This is a genomic window from Arthrobacter sp. AG258 (genome assembly GCF_004364695.1).
GTDB lineage: Bacteria > Actinomycetota > Actinomycetes > Actinomycetales > Micrococcaceae > Arthrobacter.
In genome coordinates, this window is sequence record NZ_SOBI01000007.1 from 150888 (window position 1) to 169841 (window position 18954).

General features: G+C 68.3%; 17 protein-coding genes. 8 read left to right on the top strand and 9 right to left on the bottom strand.

Annotated features, from left to right (window positions below; genetic code table 11):
• The first annotated feature begins 79 nt into the window (after window positions 1-79).
• From dxs to DFO47_RS15770, 8 genes are all read left to right on the top strand, one after another.
• Complete coding sequence (gene dxs, locus DFO47_RS15735) at window positions 80-2053, top strand: 1-deoxy-D-xylulose-5-phosphate synthase (RefSeq protein ID WP_133832251.1); 1974 nt, start codon at window positions 80-82, stop codon at window positions 2051-2053.
• Window positions 2050-2667, top strand: coding sequence for a DUF402 domain-containing protein (locus DFO47_RS15740; protein WP_018761114.1), 618 nt, complete (start codon window positions 2050-2052; stop codon window positions 2665-2667). Before dxs ends, DFO47_RS15740 begins: the two co-directional genes overlap by 4 nt.
• On the top strand, window positions 2664-3224 hold the full coding sequence (locus tag DFO47_RS15745) for a hypothetical protein (RefSeq protein ID WP_018761115.1): 561 nt from the start codon (window positions 2664-2666) through the stop codon (window positions 3222-3224). Before DFO47_RS15740 ends, DFO47_RS15745 begins: the two co-directional genes overlap by 4 nt.
• Before the next feature lie 9 nt (window positions 3225-3233).
• Window positions 3234-4211 (top strand): aldo/keto reductase, encoded by a 978-nt coding sequence (locus DFO47_RS15750; RefSeq protein ID WP_133832252.1) that lies wholly within the window; start codon window positions 3234-3236, stop codon window positions 4209-4211.
• Window positions 4212-4245: 34 nt separating this feature from the next.
• Window positions 4246-5283, top strand: a complete 1038-nt coding sequence (locus DFO47_RS15755) for a nucleoside hydrolase (RefSeq protein ID WP_109864030.1) — start codon at window positions 4246-4248, stop codon at window positions 5281-5283.
• A 194-nt stretch (window positions 5284-5477) separates the two neighbouring features.
• Window positions 5478-6329 (top strand): hypothetical protein, encoded by an 852-nt coding sequence (locus tag DFO47_RS15760; protein WP_018761118.1) that lies wholly within the window; start codon window positions 5478-5480, stop codon window positions 6327-6329.
• A 10-nt stretch (window positions 6330-6339) separates the two neighbouring features.
• Window positions 6340-7128: an energy-coupling factor transporter transmembrane component T gene (locus DFO47_RS15765; protein ID WP_133832253.1), complete on the top strand. Its 789-nt coding sequence runs from the start codon at window positions 6340-6342 to the stop codon at window positions 7126-7128.
• Window positions 7121-8692, top strand: coding sequence for an ABC transporter ATP-binding protein (locus tag DFO47_RS15770; RefSeq protein ID WP_133832254.1), 1572 nt, complete (start codon window positions 7121-7123; stop codon window positions 8690-8692). The genes DFO47_RS15765 and DFO47_RS15770 overlap by 8 nt, the downstream gene beginning before the upstream one ends.
• Window positions 8693-8743: 51 nt before the next feature.
• Here the strand turns inward: DFO47_RS15770 and DFO47_RS15775 are convergent, their stop codons facing one another.
• The 9 genes from DFO47_RS15775 to DFO47_RS15815 form a co-directional block, all read right to left on the bottom strand.
• Window positions 8744-10903, bottom strand: a complete 2160-nt coding sequence (locus DFO47_RS15775; RefSeq protein WP_133832255.1) for a 3-hydroxyacyl-CoA dehydrogenase NAD-binding domain-containing protein — start codon at window positions 10901-10903, stop codon at window positions 8744-8746.
• On the bottom strand, window positions 10900-12180 hold the full coding sequence (locus DFO47_RS15780; protein WP_208294420.1) for an acetyl-CoA C-acyltransferase: 1281 nt from the start codon (window positions 12178-12180) through the stop codon (window positions 10900-10902). The genes DFO47_RS15775 and DFO47_RS15780 overlap by 4 nt, the downstream gene beginning before the upstream one ends.
• Before the next feature lie 118 nt (window positions 12181-12298).
• Window positions 12299-13633 (bottom strand): HRDC domain-containing protein, encoded by a 1335-nt coding sequence (locus tag DFO47_RS15785; protein ID WP_133832256.1) that lies wholly within the window; start codon window positions 13631-13633, stop codon window positions 12299-12301.
• 39 nt (window positions 13634-13672) lie between these two features.
• The gene (locus DFO47_RS15790; RefSeq protein WP_109864024.1) at window positions 13673-14323 is read right to left on the bottom strand and encodes a DUF3000 domain-containing protein; all 651 of its coding nucleotides are present in this window, start codon (window positions 14321-14323) and stop codon (window positions 13673-13675) included.
• Window positions 14324-14389: 66 nt separating this feature from the next.
• The gene (locus DFO47_RS15795; protein ID WP_018761125.1) at window positions 14390-15487 is read right to left on the bottom strand and encodes a low specificity L-threonine aldolase; all 1098 of its coding nucleotides are present in this window, start codon (window positions 15485-15487) and stop codon (window positions 14390-14392) included.
• Window positions 15488-15527: 40 nt separating this feature from the next.
• Window positions 15528-16256: an SDR family NAD(P)-dependent oxidoreductase gene (locus DFO47_RS15800; RefSeq protein WP_133832257.1), complete on the bottom strand. Its 729-nt coding sequence runs from the start codon at window positions 16254-16256 to the stop codon at window positions 15528-15530.
• On the bottom strand, window positions 16253-17620 hold the full coding sequence (locus tag DFO47_RS15805) for a DUF6421 family protein (protein WP_133832258.1): 1368 nt from the start codon (window positions 17618-17620) through the stop codon (window positions 16253-16255). Before DFO47_RS15805 ends, DFO47_RS15800 begins: the two co-directional genes overlap by 4 nt.
• Before the next feature lie 165 nt (window positions 17621-17785).
• The gene (gene msrB / locus DFO47_RS15810) at window positions 17786-18259 is read right to left on the bottom strand and encodes a peptide-methionine (R)-S-oxide reductase MsrB (protein WP_133832322.1); all 474 of its coding nucleotides are present in this window, start codon (window positions 18257-18259) and stop codon (window positions 17786-17788) included.
• A gap of 59 nt (window positions 18260-18318) precedes the next feature.
• A complete protein-coding gene (locus tag DFO47_RS15815; protein ID WP_133832259.1) occupies window positions 18319-18810 on the bottom strand; it encodes a hypothetical protein in 492 nt (163 codons plus the stop codon).
• Window positions 18811-18954 lie beyond the last annotated feature (144 nt).

The following is an 18954-nucleotide window of genomic DNA, read 5'->3' on the forward strand; positions in this document are numbered from 1 at the left end:
ACCAGCCGGGGCTTCGGCTTTGCAACCAAGCCAAGGCGTTAGAGTTAAACGGCACGTCTACCACCCGAAGGAGGGGTCATTGGGAATCTTGGACACCATCCGGAATCCGCAGGACCTGAACGAGTTGACCGAGGAACAGCTGGAGCAGCTGGCTTCGGAGATCAGGGAGTTCCTGATCACGAACGTCTCACAGACGGGCGGACACCTCGGACCCAACCTTGGCGTGGTGGAACTGACGCTGGCCGTCCACCGCACCTTCGATTCCCCCCGCGACAGCATCGTCTTTGACACGGGCCACCAGTCCTACGTCCACAAACTCCTGACCGGACGCCAGGACTTCAGTACCCTCCGGCAGGAAGGCGGCCTCTCCGGCTACCCCTCACGCGCGGAGTCCGAACACGACATCGTGGAAAGCTCGCACGCATCCTCATCCTTGTCCTGGGCGGACGGCATCTCCCGGGCCCGCCAGCTCACCGGCAAAGGCGACCGGCACGTGGTGGCCATCGTGGGCGACGGCGCCCTGACCGGTGGCATGGCCTGGGAAGCCATCAACAACATCGCGGCGGACAAGAAACGCCGGGTTGTCATCGTAGTCAACGACAACGGCCGTTCCTACGCCCCGACCGTGGGCGGATTTGCCGACTACCTCGCGTCCCTGCGCCCCACCATCGACTCCTTCCGCGCCGCACCCGCCTATGAAGGCGCCCTGGACTGGTGGAAGAAGAAGCTCCAGAACGGCGGCCCCGCAGGACAGTTCACCTACAAGAGCCTGCACGCCATGAAAAAAGGCATCAAGGACTGGTGGGCTCCGCAGGGCATGTTCGAGGACCTCGGCATGAAGTACATCGGACCGGTGGACGGCCACAACCTGCAGGCCATGGAGCATGCGCTCTCCACCGCCAGGAACTACGGCGGCCCGGTCATCGTCCACGCCATGACCGAAAAGGGCCATGGCTACGCGCCGGCCCGCGCCCATGAAGCGGACCAGTTCCATGCGGTAGGCATCATCGATCCCGAAACCGGCGAACCAACGGGCACCGGCGGCGCGCAGTCCTGGACGTCCGTCTTCGCCGACGAGATCGCCGCCATCGCCGACGAACGCGAAGACATCGTCGGCATCACCGGCGCCATGCTGATCCCGGTGGGCCTGCACAAGTTCGCGGCCAAGCACCCGAAACGCGTCGTCGACGTCGGCATCGCAGAGCAGCACGCCCTCACCGCTGCTGCCGGCATGGCGTTCGGCGGCCTCCACCCCGTCGTCGCCGTCTACGCCACCTTCCTGAACCGGGCCTTCGACCAGTTGCTGATGGACGTCGCCCTCCACAAGGCCGGCGTCACCATCGTGCTGGACCGCGCCGGCGTGACCGGCCCGGACGGCGCCAGCCACCACGGCATGTGGGACATGGCCATGGTCCAGATCGTTCCTGGCCTCCACCTCGCCGCACCACGCGACGCCAGCCGCCTCCGGGAAGAACTGCGGGAAGCGGTGGCCATCAGCGACGCGCCCAGTGTGGTTCGCTTCTCCAAGGGATCCGTGGGTCCCGAAGTGGACGCCCTCGAACGGCTCAGCGACGGCGTTGACATCCTGGCCCGCCGACCCTCCGGATCCACCGAGAACGACGTTCTGATCGTCAGCGTGGGTGCCATGTCCGAGCTCGCCCTCGATGTCGCCAACCGGCTCGGTGCCCAAGGCATCAGCAGCACAGTGGTGGATCCGCGCTGGGTGCTCCCGGTCCGCCGCTCCATCATCGCGCTGGCCTCGCACCACCGCCTGGTGGTCTGCATCGAGGACGGCGTCCGGGCCGGCGGAGTCGGCTCCCGCATCCGGCAGGAAATGCGCACGGCAGGGGTGGACACCGCCCTGAACGAGGTTGGCCTGCCCGTCGAGTTCCTCGACCACGGCACCCGCGCCCAGGTCATGGAGCGCGTGGGGCTCACCGCCCAGCAAATAACGCACGACATCGTCGCGCAGGTTTTGGGTACAAAGGTCCCGTTCGCGCGTCCCCTGCCCGGGCAGCAGCACCCCACCACTGGCAGCCTCCCGATCCTGTGAGGGACGAAGACGCACTGAAATACCCGGGGGCCGTGGGGGAGTCGGGGCCGGTTCTGCATACCACCACCACCCGCGTGCCCGGCAAACTCCAGCCCGGGCAGCTGGTGGTCTCCCGCAACCGGAAATGGAACGGCAAGGCGCACTGGGTGGTCCCCGGCCGGTACCTTGGCGAAGACCGGCATGGCTGGTGGATCTTCCAGGGCACCAACGAGTTCTGTTCGCGCCCCGGCGCCGCGTTCTATACGCGCTCGGACGCCGTGCTCCTGGTGCCGCGGCAGGGCGACTGGGTGGCCACGTTCTACGATTCTGCCCATCCCGCCGGCGTGCGGCTCTACATCGACCTCGCCGTGGGCCACGAATGGACGGACATCCGGCCCGCCGTTACGGAGTTCCATGTGATCGACATGGACCTGGACGTGATCCGCACCGAATCTCGCGGCGTCTTCATCGACGACCAGGACGAATTCGCCGAGCACAGCGTGTCCATGCGCTACCCCCAACGGCTGGTCGAGGACATCCAGGCGGCCGCGGATGAGCTTTTCCATGCCGTGAAGGCGCAGCAGGCGCCTTTCGACGGTACCGACGTTGAATGGTTTACAAAGGGACGCATATGAGCGGCATAGTCAGGGTCTACAAGCGCGACGACGAGGGCACCCTCCACTTCCGGGAAGCCTGGTTCGATGAGGAGTACTCCCAGTTCGTCATGAATTTCGGCGTCGTGGGGCACCAGAGCAAGACCGAGGAAACCGACGTCAGCGACGCCGAGGGTGCCGAGAGCCTGCTGGATGCCTTCGCAGCCCAGTGCCAGGAGGACGGCTACGCCGAAATCCCCAACGAGGAGCAGTCCTGGGTGGTGGCCCAGTTCGCCCTCAAGACCAGGGAGGGCACGGAGCGGGACCGCTACCTGGAGCAGAAGGCCAAAGATGCGCTCATCAGCCACCTTGCCTGGCGGGGCCTTGGAACGGTGGAAAGGTCTGAGTTCACGGATTACAAACTCAACATTTTCTGCCTCTGCCCGGAGGTGAACAAGGCCGTTAATGCCATCAAGGTGTGCGCCCGCGGCGAGGACCTTGACTTCACCAAGCTCAGCATTGGTGCCGCCCCCTATACCGAACCCGGGCAGTTCAAACTCAAGCACTCAGCCAAGCCCGCCAACAGCTTCAGCCTCTAGGAGTCGTCCGTGACCAGTTACCGCCGCGTTGGAAAATCAGGCCTCACCGTCTCCACGGTGGGCCTCGGATGCAACAACCTGGGCCGCGCCAACACCGCCACTGAGTCGCAGGAAGGCACGGACGCCGTCGTCTCCGCAGCCCTGGAGGCCGGGATCACGCTGTTCGACGTCGCGGACAACTACGGCCGGGAACCGGGACTGAGCGAGACCATGCTGGGAAAGGCGCTGGGAAACCGGCGGGACCAGGCTGTGGTGGCCACCAAGTTCGGGATGGACGCCAAGGGCGCGAACGGCCCCGACTTCGGTGACCGGGGCTCGCGCCGCTACATCGTCCAGTCCGTCGAAGCGTCACTGCGGCGGCTCGGCACGGACTGGATCGACCTCTACCAGTTCCATACCCCGGACCCGCTGACACCCATCGACGAGACCCTCGCCGCTCTCGACGACCTCGTCCGCAGCGGCAAGGTACGGTACATCGGCCACTCCAACCGGGCCGGCTGGCAGATCGCCCAGGCCGAGTACGTGGCCCGGGAACTCGGCGGCGCACGCTTCGTTTCCACCCAGAACCACTACAACCTCCTGGACCGCCGGGCAGAGCAGGAAGTCACCCCCGCCGCCGAAGCCCTTGGCCTGGGCGTCCTGCCCTATTTCCCGCTGGCCAACGGCCTGCTCACGGGCAAGTACGCGCCCGGCCACGCGCCCGACGGTTCCCGCCTCAGCCACACACGCACCAACATGGTGGAGGACGCCGACTGGGACCAGCTGGGCCGGTTCAGCCTGTTTGCCAAGGAACGCGGCCTGACCGAGGTGGAGGTGGCCTTCTCCTGGCTGGCTGCACAGCCGTCCGTGGCCAGCGTGATCGCGGGTGCCACCAAACCGGAGCAGGTCCGCCAGAACGCCTCGGCCGCCGACTGGCAGCCCACGGCCGAAGACCTCGCAGAGCTGGATGCGATTTTCCCCACCGTTCCCAAGGTTGCCCTCTTCTAGGACACCGGAGACCCACAAGCCCCGTACCGCGACTGTGACCTCATATCTGCTCGACGTCGATACCGGCATCGACGACGCCCTCGCCCTGGCCTACCTCGCCGCGCTGCCGAAGACGGAATTCGTATCCGTCACTGCGACACCGGGAAACGTGGACGCCGACCAGGTGGCCCGGAATACTCTCGCACTGCTGGAGCTGTGCGGCAGACCGGGCGTCGAGGTGGCCATCGGGGCGCGCGGGCCGCTGTCCATTCCGCTGACCACCACCCCCGAAACGCATGGGCCGCAGGGGATCGGATACGCGGTGCTGCCCGAGCCCGCCGGACAGGTCTCGGCGCGGAACGCCGTCGACCTGTGGATCGAACACGCCCGCGCCAGGCCGGGGGAGCTCACCGCCCTGATCACGGCGCCGCTGACCAACTTCGCCTTGGCACTCCGCCGGGAGCCCGGCCTGCCGGACCTCCTGGCCGGCGTGGTGATCATGGGCGGGAGCTTCTACCACCAGGGGAACACCACCCCGACGGCCGAGTGGAACACGCATGTGGACCCGCACGCGGCCAAGGAGGTGTTCGCGGCGTACCGCGGCAAGCCGCTGGCCAAGTTGCCGATCGTCTGTTCGCTGGACACCACCGAGCGGATGGAGCTGCGCCCGGAACACGTCCGGCAACTCGCCGAGTCCGCCGGTGCAGCCGTGCCGGAACTGGTCCTGCCGGACCAGCCTGAGGGCCTGCGCAGCACATCCGGCAACACCCTCATCCGCCATCTGTCCGACGCACTGCGGTTCTACTTCGAGTTCCACCGGCTGTACGACCAGGGCTATGTGGCACACGTCCATGATTTCTTCGCCGCCGGAGTTGCCGCCGGCACGCTCGAGTACGACGTCCGCCCGGCCACGGTGGACGTCGAAACCAGCTCGCCGTTGCTGATGGGAACCACAGTGGCCGATTTCCGCGGACTATGGGGCGCTCCGCCGAACGCCAGGATTGTTTCCGGCAACAACCCGGAGCAGGCCTTCCGCGAGCTGGTGTCCGCCGTCGGCGGCCTGGCCCGGCGGCTGGGACTGCCGCTGGCCTGACTGCCGGCCTGACTGCCCACCAGGCGGCGAAGGATTACCGGACCGCGGCCGGCTTCCACCCCCGAAATGCCCGGTAGAATGGGCCACGGACCGGCCCGGCGCAGTTGCCGCCGGCTGCTGCCGAGGTGACATAGGCAGCCCCACCCCAGCCCGGTTCTGCCGGGCCACTGCCCGCACCCGAAGGAACATTTCCCATGTCATCGCCCTCCCTGACGCTTCCGTCCCAGGAACGCCCGGCGGCCCGCCGCCGCCGGCTGCTGGAGATCCTCGGCGCCCTGGCCATCGCCGCAACCTACGTCTACCTGGTCCTGAACCAGCCCGCGGACATCACCGGAGGCCCCGGCAGTGCCTCGGCCCTGATCGCACTCTCCGGCTTCCTGGCCGGGGCGGTCCTGCTCATCGCGGCCGTCCTGCCCACGCTTCCCGCATCCACCTTGGTGCTGATCCCGGTGGCGCTGGTCCTGAACATCGTGCTGGGCCAGTTCGTCGGCAGCACCCTGGTGCCCTTCTACCTTGACGCCATCGGTACCGTGCTGATCGCCGTCCTGGCCGGTCCCGCCGCGGGCGCTGCCACCGGCGCCCTCAGCAGCATCGTCTGGTCGTTCTTCAACCCCACCGTGCTGCCTTTCGCGGCAGGCGCCGCACTCATCGGCTGCCTGGCCGGGCTCGCCGCCCGCTACGGCCTCTTCCGCCGTTTCTACCTCGCCCCGGTGGCCGGCTTCGTCACCGGCATCATCGCCGGTGTGGTGTCTGCCCCCGTGGCCGCGTTTGTCTTCGGCGGAACCTCGGGCGTGGCCACCGGCGCGATCGTGAGCGCCTTCCGTGCCATGGGTGACACCCTCCTGGCGGCCATCACCAAGCAGGCACTGATCTCCGACCCCATGGACAAGGCGATCGTGTTCACCATCGTGGCCATCCTCGTCTATGCTTTGCCGCGCAGGGCCCGGCAGCAGTTCCCGTTCCTGCGCCGCCACCGTGTCCTGGCAGGCAAGGCCCCGGCCGGGACCACCGAGGCGCCGGCACAGGGCGCTGCCCGGGACCACTGACCGCACCGCCGTGACCGCATCCCCTGAACGCAGTGCCGCCGGGCCGGCCAGGCCGGTGCGCCTGAATCCGCTGACCTTGCTGGCTGCTGCCGGGAGTACAGCGGTCATCACGACGGCGGCCGGCAGTTGGCCGCTGTCGCTCACCGTGATTGGCGCCTCCCTGGGTCTTTCGGCGGCAGGCGGGACCGCCCGCCGCGTCCTGGCTGCCGCCGCGGCAATCCTGGTTCCCCTGGGCCTGTCACTGTTGATGCTGCACGGGCTGTTCTTCCCCGAGGGGACCACCGTCCTGGCCGCATGGGGGCCTGCGCGGGTCACGGCGGAAGGACTCGGGTTCGCCAGCCAGCGGATCCTCCAGCTGGGCGCCGTGGTCCTGGCATTGCTGGTCTTCTCCTTCAACGTCAGCCTCCCGGACCTCGTGGCGGCTTTGTCCGCCCGCGGCGTGCAGGGCCGGTTTGCGTTCGTCCTGGCCTCCACCCTCACCCTGCTGCCGGCCATCAGCGCCCGGGCGCGGCGGATCCGCCAGGCCCAGGAGTCGCGGGGGCTGGTAGTGACACGGAACCTCCTGTCCAGGCTTGCCGCGTTCCGGCTCCAGGCTGTCCCCTTGGTCCTGTCCCTGGTGGAGGATGCCGGCACCCGGTCCGCGGCCCTGGAAGCACGGGGACTCAGCAACACCGGACCCCGCACCAGCTACCGGGAAGTGCCCGACTCGCGGCTGCAGCGCACGGCACGGGCCGTCCTGGTGCTGGCGGCCGCGGCGGCGCTGGTGCTGCGGCTGGTACAGGCAGGTGCCAGTGCCTGAGCGCCTGAGGGACGCCGACACCGCCGTTCACGGCAACCTCCCGGTCCTGGCGGCCGGCATCCGGTCCTTCACATTCCACGACGACGAAACAGCGGCCCTGCGCGACGTCACGGTTTCCTTCACGGCAGGTTCCTTCACGGCGATCCTGGGTGCCTCCGGCAGCGGCAAGTCAACCTTGGGCCGCCTGATGGCTGCGTGGCTGCCGCCGGGTGGCCACGGAGCGCTGGCCGGCTTCCTGGAGCTGTCCGGTTCCCGGCTCGAGTTCGACGGCGGCCCCGACGACCCTCGGATCGATCCCGCCCAGTGGGGCCGGCACGTGGGTTTCGTTCCACAGGATGCAGCCACGGTCCTGTCCACCGTCCGGTCCACCGTGGCCGAGGAACTCGCGTTCGGCCTGGAGAACTCCGGGATGGAACGTACCGCCATGCAAGCCGCGGTGGGGCGCACCGCAGCGTTGTTGGGCCTGCACGATCAATTGGAACAGGACCCGGCCCGGCTCTCGGGCGGCCAGCTCCGCCGGCTGGCAATCGGCTGCGCCATCATTACCGGGCCGCCGGTGCTGGTCATGGACGAGCCGTTCGCCTCCCTTGACGCGGCCGGCGCCGACGGGCTCGCCGCTGTGGTGCGGGACCTCCTGGCCCGGGGGACCGCCGTTGTCATCCTTAGCCAGGCCATCGATCCGTTGCTCCTGGAGGCCGGGACGTGGGTGGTGCTGTCCGGCGGGACCGTCACCGCCAGCGGTCCGCCCGCCGCCATGGGGGCCGGCTCCGGGGTGGTGCCGCCGGCCATCCGCCGCCCCGCCGCCGCGGCGGCAGCGGTTGCCGGACCCCGTCCCGTGGTGCCGCAGACGGGTACCCCCGCGTTGGAGCTGCGGGGTGTCGACTTCGCGTACCCGGGCGGGCCGGGGGCCGGCAGGTGGCGGCGAAGAATTGTTCAAGCGGGGCATCCGGGTGGCGTTGCACCCGTGCTGCGGGGAGTCGAGCTTGCCGTCCATCCGGGGGAGATCGTCGCGGTGACCGGACCCAACGGGGCGGGAAAATCCACCCTCCTGCGGCATTTCAACGGACTGCTTCGCCCCAGCGCGGGGTCGGTGCAGGTGCGGGGTGCCAACATCTCCGGCGCACCCGTGGGGCGGACGGCGGCCTCGGTGGGCTTGCTGTTCCAGCAGCCCCGCGACCAACTGTTCGAACGGTCCGCCCTGCGGGAGGTCGGTTTTGGCCTTGACCGCCTGGTGGGTCCGGCCCAGGCAGCCCGCCGTGCTGCGGCGGCGCTGGAGTCAGTCGGGCTGGCAGGCGCTGCGCGCGAACACCCCGCCGAACTGCCGGCGTCAGCCCAGCGCCTCCTGGCCCTGGCCACCGTCCTGGCGCGCAAGCCGGCCGTCCTGGCACTGGATGAACCCACTGTGGCGCTGGACGGCGACGGGCTGGCCCTGCTGGATGCAGCCGTCCGCCGGGCAGCCGCGGAAGGCGCCGCCGTCGTGCTGGTTACCCATGACCTGGGCTACGCACGTTCGGCGGCCCACCGCCTTCTGGCGCTCGACGGCGGCCGCCTGGTTCCTGCCTGACCATCCCCGCCCGCAGCGCCTGGTGGGGATGGTCAGGTTGGACCGAAGCGCCTAGGCGGGGCGGGACGCCACGCCGGGGGCCAGGAAACGCCGTCCGTTCACACGCTCCGACGCTCCCACCCGGTCCAGGTAAGGCGTGATGCCACCGAGGAACAGGGGCCAGCCGGCGCCAAGGATCATGCACAGGTCCACGTCCTCAGGTCCTGCCACGACGCCCTCGTCCACCATCAGGCCAATCTCCTCGGCCAGTGCATCCTGGACGCGCCGCAGCACCTGCTCCCCGGTGGAGGGGCTGGAGCCGAAGGACAGCAGTTCAAGGGTGGAGGCGGGGATAGCCCGGGTGCCGTCAGGTGCAGTTTCCCAGAGCGCCTTGACGTTGTTGTCGATGAGCGCAGCCAGGTTGGCGGAGACCGGGAAGCGGTCGCCGAATGCTGCGTGCAGTGACTCCTGGACGTGCTGTGCCACGGGGAGGCCCACCATGGCCAGGAGCGTGAAGGGGGTCATGGGAAGTCCCATGGGCCGCAAGGCGTTGTCGGCCACCTCGGCCGGGGTTCCCTCATCGAATACCGCGGTGACCTCTCCCATCAGCCGCAGGAGGATGCGGTTGACCACGAACGCGGCCGCATCCTTGACCAGCACGGCGCTCTTCTTCAAGGCCTTCGCCAGTTCAAATGCAGTGGCCAGCACGGCGTCGTCTGTCCGCGGGGCGCGGACAACCTCCAGCAGCGGCATCACGGCCACGGGGTTGAAGAAGTGGAACCCCACCAGGCGTTCCGGGTGCTCCAGGTCCTCGGCCATCGCCGTCACGGACAGCGAGGACGTGTTGGTGGCCAGGATGCATTCCGGCGAGACAATCGCCTCAACCTCCTTGAACACCTGCTTCTTGACGCTGAGTTCTTCGAAGACCGCCTCGATCACGAAGTCCGCATCCGCAAAGGCGTCCTTGGATACCGAGCCGGTCACCAGCGCCTTGGTGCGGTTGGCAGCGTCCTGGCTGAGGCGTTTCTTGCCCAGCAGCTTGTCCACTTCTGCATGGACGTAGGCCACGCCCTTGTCAACGCGGGCCTGGTCGATGTCCGTCAGCACAACGGGCACCTTGAGCTGGCGTGCGAAGAGCAGCGCCAGTTGGCCGGCCATGAGTCCGGCGCCCACCACGCCCACCTTGGTGACGGGGCGGGCCAGTTTGCGGTCGGGCGCCCCGGCGGGCCGCTTGGCGCGCTTCTGCACCAGGTCCAGGAACGCGTACACGGTGCAGCGGAACTCATCGGTCTGCATCAACTCGGCCAGCGTCTCGCACTCAACGGCGGCGGATTCCGCCGCCGTCATGGTGCGGTTGGCCTCGAGGAGGTCAAGGACCTTGCCCGGCGCCGGCGACGCGCCCGACGTCTTGGCCTCCACGAACTTGCGGCCGGCCGCAACTGCGGCCTGCCAGCGGGCTTCCACCCCGGTGGCGGAAGGGTCGACGGCGTTGGCGCGTTCCGGAACGACGTCGCCGGAGATGACTTCCGCGGCCCATGCCAGCGACTGTTCCAGGAAATCCGCGGGTTCGAAGAGGGCGTCGGCGATGCCCAGCGCGAACGCCTGCGGGCCGGACAGAGTCCGGTTGTTGCTGAGCGGGTTTTCGATCATGACCTTGACGGCGTTCTCCGGGCCCACCAGGCGGGGGAGGATGTAGACGCCGCCCCACCCGGGAACGAGCCCAAGGAATGCCTCCGGCAGGGCCAGGGCCCCGGCACCGGTGGACACGGTGCGGTACGTGGATTGCAGGGCGATTTCCAGGCCACCGCCCAGCGCTGCCCCGTTGATGAAGGCAAAGCTGGGGACGCCAAGGTTGGCCAGGGTGGCGTAGACGTCGTGGCCCAACTGTGCCATCCACAGGCCGTGCTCACGCTTTTCCAGCGATTTCACCGCGGAGAGGTCCGCACCGGCCACCAGGTAGTGCGGTTTTCCGGTGACGCCGACGCCCACGATCTCGCCGCGGGCAGCACGTTCGCGCAGGCCCTCCAGGGCCGTACCGAGTTCCACCAGCGTGTTGGGGCCCAGGGTGGTGGGCTTGGTGTGGTCGAGATCGTTGTCGAGGGTGATGAGGGCGAATGTGCCAGGTCCCGGCTTGCCGTCCGTGCCCGGAAGGACGATGTCCTGCACGTAGGAGTGGGTGACAGTTTCGTTGGGGAAAAGATCCGCCAACTTGCGGTAATCTGCGGCGCTCATGCGGTGGCTCCTTCGGAAACGGTGGTGGCGGCGGTCTGCCCCGAGGGGGCTCCACTGTAGTCGGGGTGGTGCGGGTTCTCCCAAATCACTGTGCCACCCATTCCCAGTCCCACGCACATGGTGGTGATGCCGTAGCGCACCGAGGGGTCCTCCTCGAACTGTCGGGCCAGTTGGATCATCAGCCGGACTCCTGATGATGCCAGCGGATGGCCCACGGCGATCGCCCCGCCGTAGCGGTTGACCCGGGGGTCGTCGTCGGCAATGCCGTAGTAGTCCAGGAAGCTTAGGACCTGCACGGCGAAAGCTTCATTGATCTCGAACAGGCCGATGTCGTCGATGGTCAGGCTGGCGTTCTTGAGGGCCTTCTCGGTGGCCGGTACCGGTCCGATGCCCATGACCTCGGGTTCCACGCCGGCGTACGCGTAGCTGACCAGCCGCATCTTCACGGGCAGCCCCAGTTCGGCGGCGGCCTCGGAGGACGCCAGGACAGCGGCTGTCGCGCCGTCGTTCAGCCCGGCGGCGTTTCCGGCGGTGACCCTGCCGTGCGCGCGGAAGGGCGTGCGAAGGGATTCGAGGTCCGCCATCGTGGTGCCGGGGCGGGGTGGTTCATCTTTGCTGTGGACGGTCCAGCCCTGGCCCGGCTTCCGGGCGGCCACCGGAACCAGGTCCGGCTGGATCCTGCCTTCCTGGTAGGCGGCGGCAAGCTTGTCCTGAGAGGCCACCGCGTAGGCATCGGTACGCTGCTTGGTGATCGCCGGGAACCGGTCGTGCAGGTTTTCGGCGGTGTTGCCCATGTTCAGGGCCGCCGGGTCCACCAGGCGCTCGGACATGAACCGCGGGTTGGGGTCTGCGCCGGAGCCCATGGGATGGTGGCCCATGTGCTCCACTCCGCCGGCGATCACCACGTCGTAGGCGCCAAAACCGATGCTGCCTGCCGTCGTGGTCACGGCGGTCATGGCGCCGGCGCACATCCGGTCGATGGCAAAGCCCGGGACTGTGCGCGGAAGTCCCGCCAGCAGCGCGGCGGTCCGGCCGAGGGTGAGCCCCTGGTCCCCGGTCTGGGTGGTGGCGGCGACAGCTACTTCATCGATCCGCTCCGCCGGAAGGGACGGATTGCGGCGCAGCAGGCCGCGGATGCATTTGACGATCAGGTCATCGGCCCGGGTCCCGGCGTAGATTCCTTTCTCGCCGGCCCTGCCGAAGGGTGTGCGGATGCCGTCCACAAAGACGACGTCGCGGACAGTGCGCGGGGATGCGCCGCTTCCGTGCTGGCTCACGTGTAACTCCTCATCGAGACGTAGCGCCGGATGCATGCCGGAGGACGGCAGCAGCATGGCGTCGGTTCCACCGATGTTACTCGTGAGTAACTTAGGCCGCAAGGGCCGGAGGCCTTGGCTACTGGTCGTCCGCGGCGGCAGCGGGTTTGGGCTCCCTGGGCGGCAGCGGCTGCGGGTTCAGGAAAGCCGCCGCGATCAGCGGTGCCGCCAGTTCCACCTGCCACCGGCGGGCACCGAGCGTCCGCAGTTCGGCGGAAATGGATTCCTCCGTGACCTCGGCAGGCGGCCGCCAGGCCACGCGCCGCAGGAAGTCCGGCGTCAGCAGGTTCTCCAGGGGCAACTTCAGCTCCTCGGCCTTCTCCTGGAGCAGCGGCCGCGCGGTGGCCAGCCGGGCGGCGGCCTCCGGATCCCGGTCTGCCCAGACCCGCGGAGGTGGTGGGGCGTTGGTGGCCAGGTGCAGGGGAGGCAGGTCCTCGAGGTCCCTCGCGGCGGCAATGCACCGGAGCCAGCGCGGTGCCTCGCGCTGCGCCGCCCGGCCGTGGAAGCCCTTGGTTCCCAGCAACTGGGGCACCGTGGCGGGCATGGCCTTGGCCGCTGCCACCAGGGCGGAATCCGGAATGAGACGGCCAGGCGCGACGTCGCGCTTTTGTGCGAGGGAGTCGCGTTCAAGCCAGAGCTCCCGGACCGCGGCAAGCTGCCGGCGGTCCCGGATCTGGTGCAGGCCTGAGGTCTTCCGCCAAGGATCCACCCGCGGGGGAGCGATCCCGGCAGCAAGAATGGCGGCGAACTCCTGCTCCGCGTACTCCAGCTTCCCGTCAGCCTGCAGCAGTTCAATGAGTTCCTCGCGCAGCTCCGTGAGGACCTCGACGTCGAGGGCGGCATAACGCAGCCAGGGTTCGGGAAGCGGGCGGGTGGACCAGTCGGCCGCGGAGTGCTCCTTGGCCAGCCCGAACCCCAGCAGCTGCTCGATGACGGCGGCAAGGCCCACCCGGGGCAGCCCGGCCAGGCGTGCGGCGAGTTCGGTGTCGAAGAGCTTGTCCGGCCACATGCCAAGTTCCGAAAGGCAGGGCAGGTCCTGGCTGGCGGCATGCAGGATCCACTCCACACCGCGCAGGGCGTCATTGATGATGCCCAGGTTCCCGAAGGGTTCGGGATCAATCAGCCAGGTCCCGGCGCCTTCGCGGCGGATCTGGACCAGGAACGCCCGCTGGCCGTAGCGGAATCCGGAAGCGCGCTCGGCGTCCACCCCCGCCGGTCCGGTGCCGGCGGCGATGGCGGCGGCGCAGCGTTCCAGCCCGGACTGCGTTTCGATGACCAGGGGAACGCCGTCGCGGGGCGAGTCAAGGTCGATGATTTCGGGGATGGGGCTGTCGAAGCCCTCCACGGTGATATGGGGTGCGGCAGCAGCAGCCGGGACGCCGGCTGTGGTGTTTTCCGGAATGTTTGGGGTCATGGTTTCCCCAGTTTACCGGGCAGGTCCGTCAAAGCCCGGTCAGCTTCGGCGCCGGTGCGGGAGGGCGGTGACGCCGTCGGGGAGCGGCGGCAGGCCGGCGAAGGTGCACACCATGTCCGACCACGCCTCCAGGTGGGCCTGGACGTCGGAGGAATCCGGTGTCCAGGAGGCCCGGAGTTCGATGTCGATGGAGCCCGGGCGGCCGGCCAGGGTGCCGAAACTTTCGGAGAGGACACGCGTGGCGGTGCCGCCGGCCGCCCGGTAGGCCGCCTTGTGGTTTTCGAGCGCCTCCACCAGCCAGGTCCAGGCCACGGTCCCCAGCATCTGGTCGTTGCCCATGTCCGGTTCGAGTTCAGCGCGGATATAGGTGACGATGCGGAACTCGCCGTCCCAGACGGCCGAGCCGTCGGGGTCGTGGAGCAGGATGAAACGCCCCGTGGCGAGTTCCGTTTCGTCCTCGTCCCCCGAGGCCGGGGCCGAGGCGAAGGCCATGGCTGCCGGGCCGTGCACCGGAGTTGCGGGGGCGCCGGCGCCGGGCGCCATGACTTCGGCGCCCAGAGCCACGGCGAAGGGTGCCAGGCGGGCGGGTGCCGGGATCTCGGCGAGCCGCAGTTCACTGCGGCACTGTGCCTTCCTGAGGGTTCCCAAGGCATGGACGAAAGCCGGGGGAACCTGGTCAAGTGCGTTCACCTTGGCAGATTACGGGGCAAGACGCGGCACCGCGGGAAGGCTCGCCGTCGCGGGCCGGTCACCCGGTCACCCGGTCCGGCCGTCCCGGTAGTCCCGGAGTTCGTGCCGGATCGCGGCGGCAAAGGCGTCAACGTCCTCCTCCGTGGTGTCGAAGGAGCACATCCACCGGACTTCGCCGGCTGCCTCGTCCCAGTCGTAGAAACGGAAGGAGCCGCGGAGCCGGTCGGCCACGCCGGGGGGAAGGACGGCAAATACGCCGTTCGACTCCGTCTCCTGGGTGGGCCGGACGCCGTCGATGGTGTCGACGGCGGCGCGGAGCCGGGTGGCCATGGCGTTGGCGTGCGAGGCCGAACGCAGCCACAGGTCGCCTTCGAGCAAGGCGATGAACTGGGCGGACAGGAATCGCATCTTCGAGGCAAGCTGCATGTCCATTTTGCGCAGGTACACCAGGCCGTGGGCCGCCTCCGGGTTCAGGGCCACCACCACCTCCCCGTAGAGCAGCCCGTTCTTGGTGCCGCCGAAGGAGAGGATGTCGACGCCCGCATCGCTGGTGAAGGCCCGCAGCGGGACGCCCAGGTGGGCGGCCGCATTGGCCAGCCGCGCCCCGTCCATGTGCAGTTTCATGCCCTTCGCGTGGGCATGGTCGGCAATGGCCCGAACCTCCTCCGGGGTGTAGCAGGTGCCCAGTTCCGTGGTCTGGGTGATGGAGACTGCCAGTGGCTGGGCGCGGTGCTCGTCACCCCAGCCCCAGGCCTCCCGGTCGATGAGTTCCGGCGTCAGCTTGCCGTCGGGGGTGGGGACGTGGAGCAGCTTCAGGCCGCCGATGCGTTCCGGTGCGCCGTTCTCGTCCATGTTGATGTGGGCCGTGGAGGCGCATACCACGGCGCCCCAGCGGGGGAGCAGCGACTGCAGCGACACCACATTGGCGCCGGTGCCGTTGAAGACCGGAAAGCATTCGATGCCCGGGCCAAAGTGGTCAACCATAAGTTCGTGCAGCCGCGCGGTGTAGTCGTCTTCGCCGTAGGAGACCTGGTGCCCTTCGTTGGCGGCGGCCAGGGCTGCCAGGATCTCGGGGTGGACCCCCGAGTAGTTGTCGGAGGCAAACCCGCGCACGCCGGGGTCGTGCAGCCGCTGCGGGGCGCGTGTTTCTGCTGTTGTCGTCATTGGATTGCTCACGCTTTCAGTGTAGGGACAGTCGCGGCGGTCAGTCCGCCAGCCGGAGCCGGGCACCGTTCAGTTCGGCGGCCGGGGTGCCGAGCAGCCGGACGACGGCGGCAGCGAGGTCAGCCACGTCCGTCGCCCCCGGGAAGGACCGCTCCGGATGCTTGCGGCGCAGTCCGTCGTCCACCAGGGCCTTCACTGCCAGGACCACAGCGGCTGCCTGCCCGCCCCCGTCCTTCGAAGCCTTTCGGAAGCCGTCCGCCATGGCCATGGTCCAGGCTCCGGCGGCTGCCTTCGCGGCCACGTAGCTGGCCACCGCTGCGGTGGGCTTATCGAGTGAGGTGGAGGACACCATCGCGAAGCGGCCGTGCGTGGAGGCGGCGATGTCGTCGAAGAAGACGCGGGAGACGTTGCGCAGGGTGGTGATGGCGCTCCGTTCCAGGAACTCCCAGTCGTCGTCGGACTGGTCGGCGATGCCCGTGGCGCCCCGCCAGCCGCCCACCAGGTGGATCACCGCGTCGACCGTCCCCAAGGCGTCCCCGACGTCATCGCGCAGCCGGCGGACCCCGGCCATCTCGGCGAGGTCGCACGTGAAGGGCGTGACGCCGTCGCCCGCCTCCCCTGCGGCCGCCTTGATGCGGGTTGCATCAGAACCCACCGTGGCTACCCGGTGCCCGGCGGCGGCCAGGGCCCGGGCAACGGCAATTCCGGACGCACCGCTGCCGCCGGCGACCAGGACGGTCAATGCCGTGCCGTCCGGCAACTGGCTCACAGTGCTGACCGGCCGGTGATTCCCGCGGTCGAATCGATGACCGGGCGCATCTTCTTCTCCAATGCTTCGTAGAACATGGACAGCGGGAATTCGTCGTCCAGCACCTGGTCCGTCAGTCCGCGCGGGGTTCCAGCCAACGGCAGGGCGTCAGGTCCCTTGGCCCAGACGGAGGCCGGGTTGGGGGTGACGGTAGCCGACACCAGCTGGTACGCGGCCAGCCAGTGTGCTGTCTTGGGCCGGTCGATCGAGCGCCAGTAGAGTTCGTCGATGCTTTCGCCCAGGGCGATCACGGCGTCTGCGACCTCGTCCCAGTCGATGGTCAGGCGGGTGTCCGTCCAGTGCAGCACATGCTGCTGGTGTAGCCAGGCGAAGAGGAGTTGGCCGCCCAGGCCGTCGTAGTTCCTGACCCGGCTGCCGGTGATGGCGAAGCGGAAGATCCGGTCGAAGATGATGGCGTACTGCACCAGCTTCGCGTGGCGCCGGGCTTGCGGGTCGGCGTCGTCGTCCTTCTCAATCCGGACAGATTCTCGGAAGGCCGTGAGGTCGCAGCGAAGTTCTTCGAGGGAGTACAGGAAGTAGGGCATCCGCTGCTTGATCATGAACGGATCGAAGGGCAGGTCGCCGCGCATGTGGGTCCGGTCGTGGATAAGGTCCCACATGACGAAGGTGGCTTCGGTCAGGTCCTGGTCGGCCAGCAGCTCGGCGGCGCCTGGCGGCAGGTCCAGCGAGGTGATGTCCGCGGCGGCCTTGAGGACGCGGCGGAACCTCGCTGCTTCGCGGTCTGCGAAGATGGCGCCCCAGGTGAAGGTGGGAGTTTGGCTGACCGCCACGGTCTCGGGAAAGAGCACGGCGGAGTTGGTGTCGTAGCCGGGAGTGAAGTCCAGGAAACGGATGGGGACGAACAGCTTGTTCGAATAATCCCCGGCCTCCAGCCCGGCAATGAATTCGGGCCAGATGACCTCGATGAGCACGGCCTCCACCAGCCGGTGGCTGCTGCCGTTCTGGGTATACATGGGGAAGACCACCAGGTGCTGGAGGCCATCCTGGCGCTGCTGCTGGGGCTGGAACGCCAGCAGTGAGGCCAGGAAGTCAGGCACGGCGAACCCGCCGGCAGCCCACACGGAGAAGTCCTGGCGAAGGGCGTCCAGGTAGGCCGCGTCGTGGGGGAACGCGGGAGCGAGGGCCTCGATGGCGTCGACGATGGCGGACACCTGCCGGGAGGCCTCGGGGTGGTTCTCGGCCTCGGGAACCGAGCCGTCCTGGGCCTGGAGGGCCTGCAGGGCGGTCGCGGCACCCTTGAGCCGGAGCCAGTCTTCGTTCCGGGCGGAAATTCCCGCCACAGCGGTGGTCAGGGCCTCTGTCATCGTCGGCTGCCTTTCTGGTTGCTTGCTTCTCTGGCGAGCGTAACAAGCAACCAGAATGACTTATGCCCGGCAGTGCTGAGCGTAAGAAACTGTTGGTCTCCATGTGCTTTCACGACCGTCGAGGCCTGCATGGAACTGGTTGATCGGTGGCCTCAGGGGAGTCTTTCAGTTCCCGGACGGAACGTCGTCCGCGTTTTCCTTCTCCACGAGCCGCAGGGACACGGAATTGATGCAGTACCGCTGGTCGGTGGGAGTGCCGTAGCCTTCCCCCTCAAACACGTGGCCCAGGTGGGAGTCGCACGCGGCGCAGCGGACCTCCACGCGGTCCATGCCCAAGGTCCGGTCGTGGATGTACCGCACGGTTCCCTCGGCCAGGGGTGCCCAGAAGGAAGGCCAGCCGCAATGGGAATCGAACTTCTCATTGCTGGTGAACAGTTCAGTCCCGCAGGCGCGGCACTGGTAGACCCCAGCCGTATGCGTGTCCCAGTATTCGCCGGTGTAGGGACGTTCCGTGCCGGCCTGGCGGAGGACCCGGTACTCCTCCGGCGTCAGTTCTTCCCGCCATTGGGCATCGCTTTTCTGCACGGGCGATTCAGTCGCGCTTGCCGTGGTGTCCGCTTGCCCGCCGGCATCCACCATGCCCGTTGCCTTATGACCGAAAATGCTGTTTCCAAAGATGCTCATGGCAATACCAACGCTCAGGAGTCGCCGATAAATCCCGAACCCGCGTACAGGTGCAGGACGGGAACGCCGAGCTGGTCCTGGGCCTTGTTGGCCCAGTCGGTGTGGAACGTATCCGCCACGGCGTGCGGCCGCGTGATCACCACCGCCTGCGAGGCACCGGTTTCCTTGACCTTGGCGACGAGGCTGTCCACCGCCTTGCCGGCCACCACCTGTCCGGTAACCCCTGAGCCCAGCCCCGCCAGTGCTGCGAGGGAGGCTGCGAGCGTCTCATCCGCATGAGCCCGCTCGGTGGCGTCATCCGGAGTGCCGCCCGCAAGCTCCCGGAACGCCTTCGCCACGTCCAGCATGGAGAGGTTTTCCAGGAAGTCCACCAGCAGGTGCCGCTCGGTGTTGGCCGGCACCAGGACCACCAGGCTGCTGTCGGACCCGTCCACGAGCTGTTCGATGTTCAGGCGGTCGTCCGCGCCCAGGGGTTCTTCTGTCAGGATGATGATTGGATCACTCATGGCCATAGCCTAGTCGGGCCCGTGCACGCCTGCACCGCGCCCCGCGGACACCGGCGGATTGCCGCAGGGCATGCCGCGGCCGGCAGGGAATGCGGGTATCTGACTCAACGCCGGTAAGAATAGAGCCATGGCACCTTTCCGGCG

Coding starts and splice junctions, on each gene's coding strand:
- DFO47_RS15775 (WP_133832255.1), bottom strand. CDS start 10,903: ATGAGCGCCGCAGATTACCGCAAGTTGGCGGATCTTTTCCCCAACGAA.
- DFO47_RS15795 (WP_018761125.1), bottom strand. CDS start 15,487: ATGACGACAACAGCAGAAACACGCGCCCCGCAGCGGCTGCACGACCCC.
- DFO47_RS15745 (WP_018761115.1), top strand. CDS start 2,664: ATGAGCGGCATAGTCAGGGTCTACAAGCGCGACGACGAGGGCACCCTC.
- DFO47_RS15805 (WP_133832258.1), bottom strand. CDS start 17,620: ATGACAGAGGCCCTGACCACCGCTGTGGCGGGAATTTCCGCCCGGAAC.
- msrB (WP_133832322.1), bottom strand. CDS start 18,259: ATGGTGGATGCCGGCGGGCAAGCGGACACCACGGCAAGCGCGACTGAA.
- DFO47_RS15785 (WP_133832256.1), bottom strand. CDS start 13,633: ATGACCCCAAACATTCCGGAAAACACCACAGCCGGCGTCCCGGCTGCT.
- DFO47_RS15760 (WP_018761118.1), top strand. CDS start 5,478: ATGTCATCGCCCTCCCTGACGCTTCCGTCCCAGGAACGCCCGGCGGCC.
- DFO47_RS15815 (WP_133832259.1), bottom strand. CDS start 18,810: ATGAGTGATCCAATCATCATCCTGACAGAAGAACCCCTGGGCGCGGAC.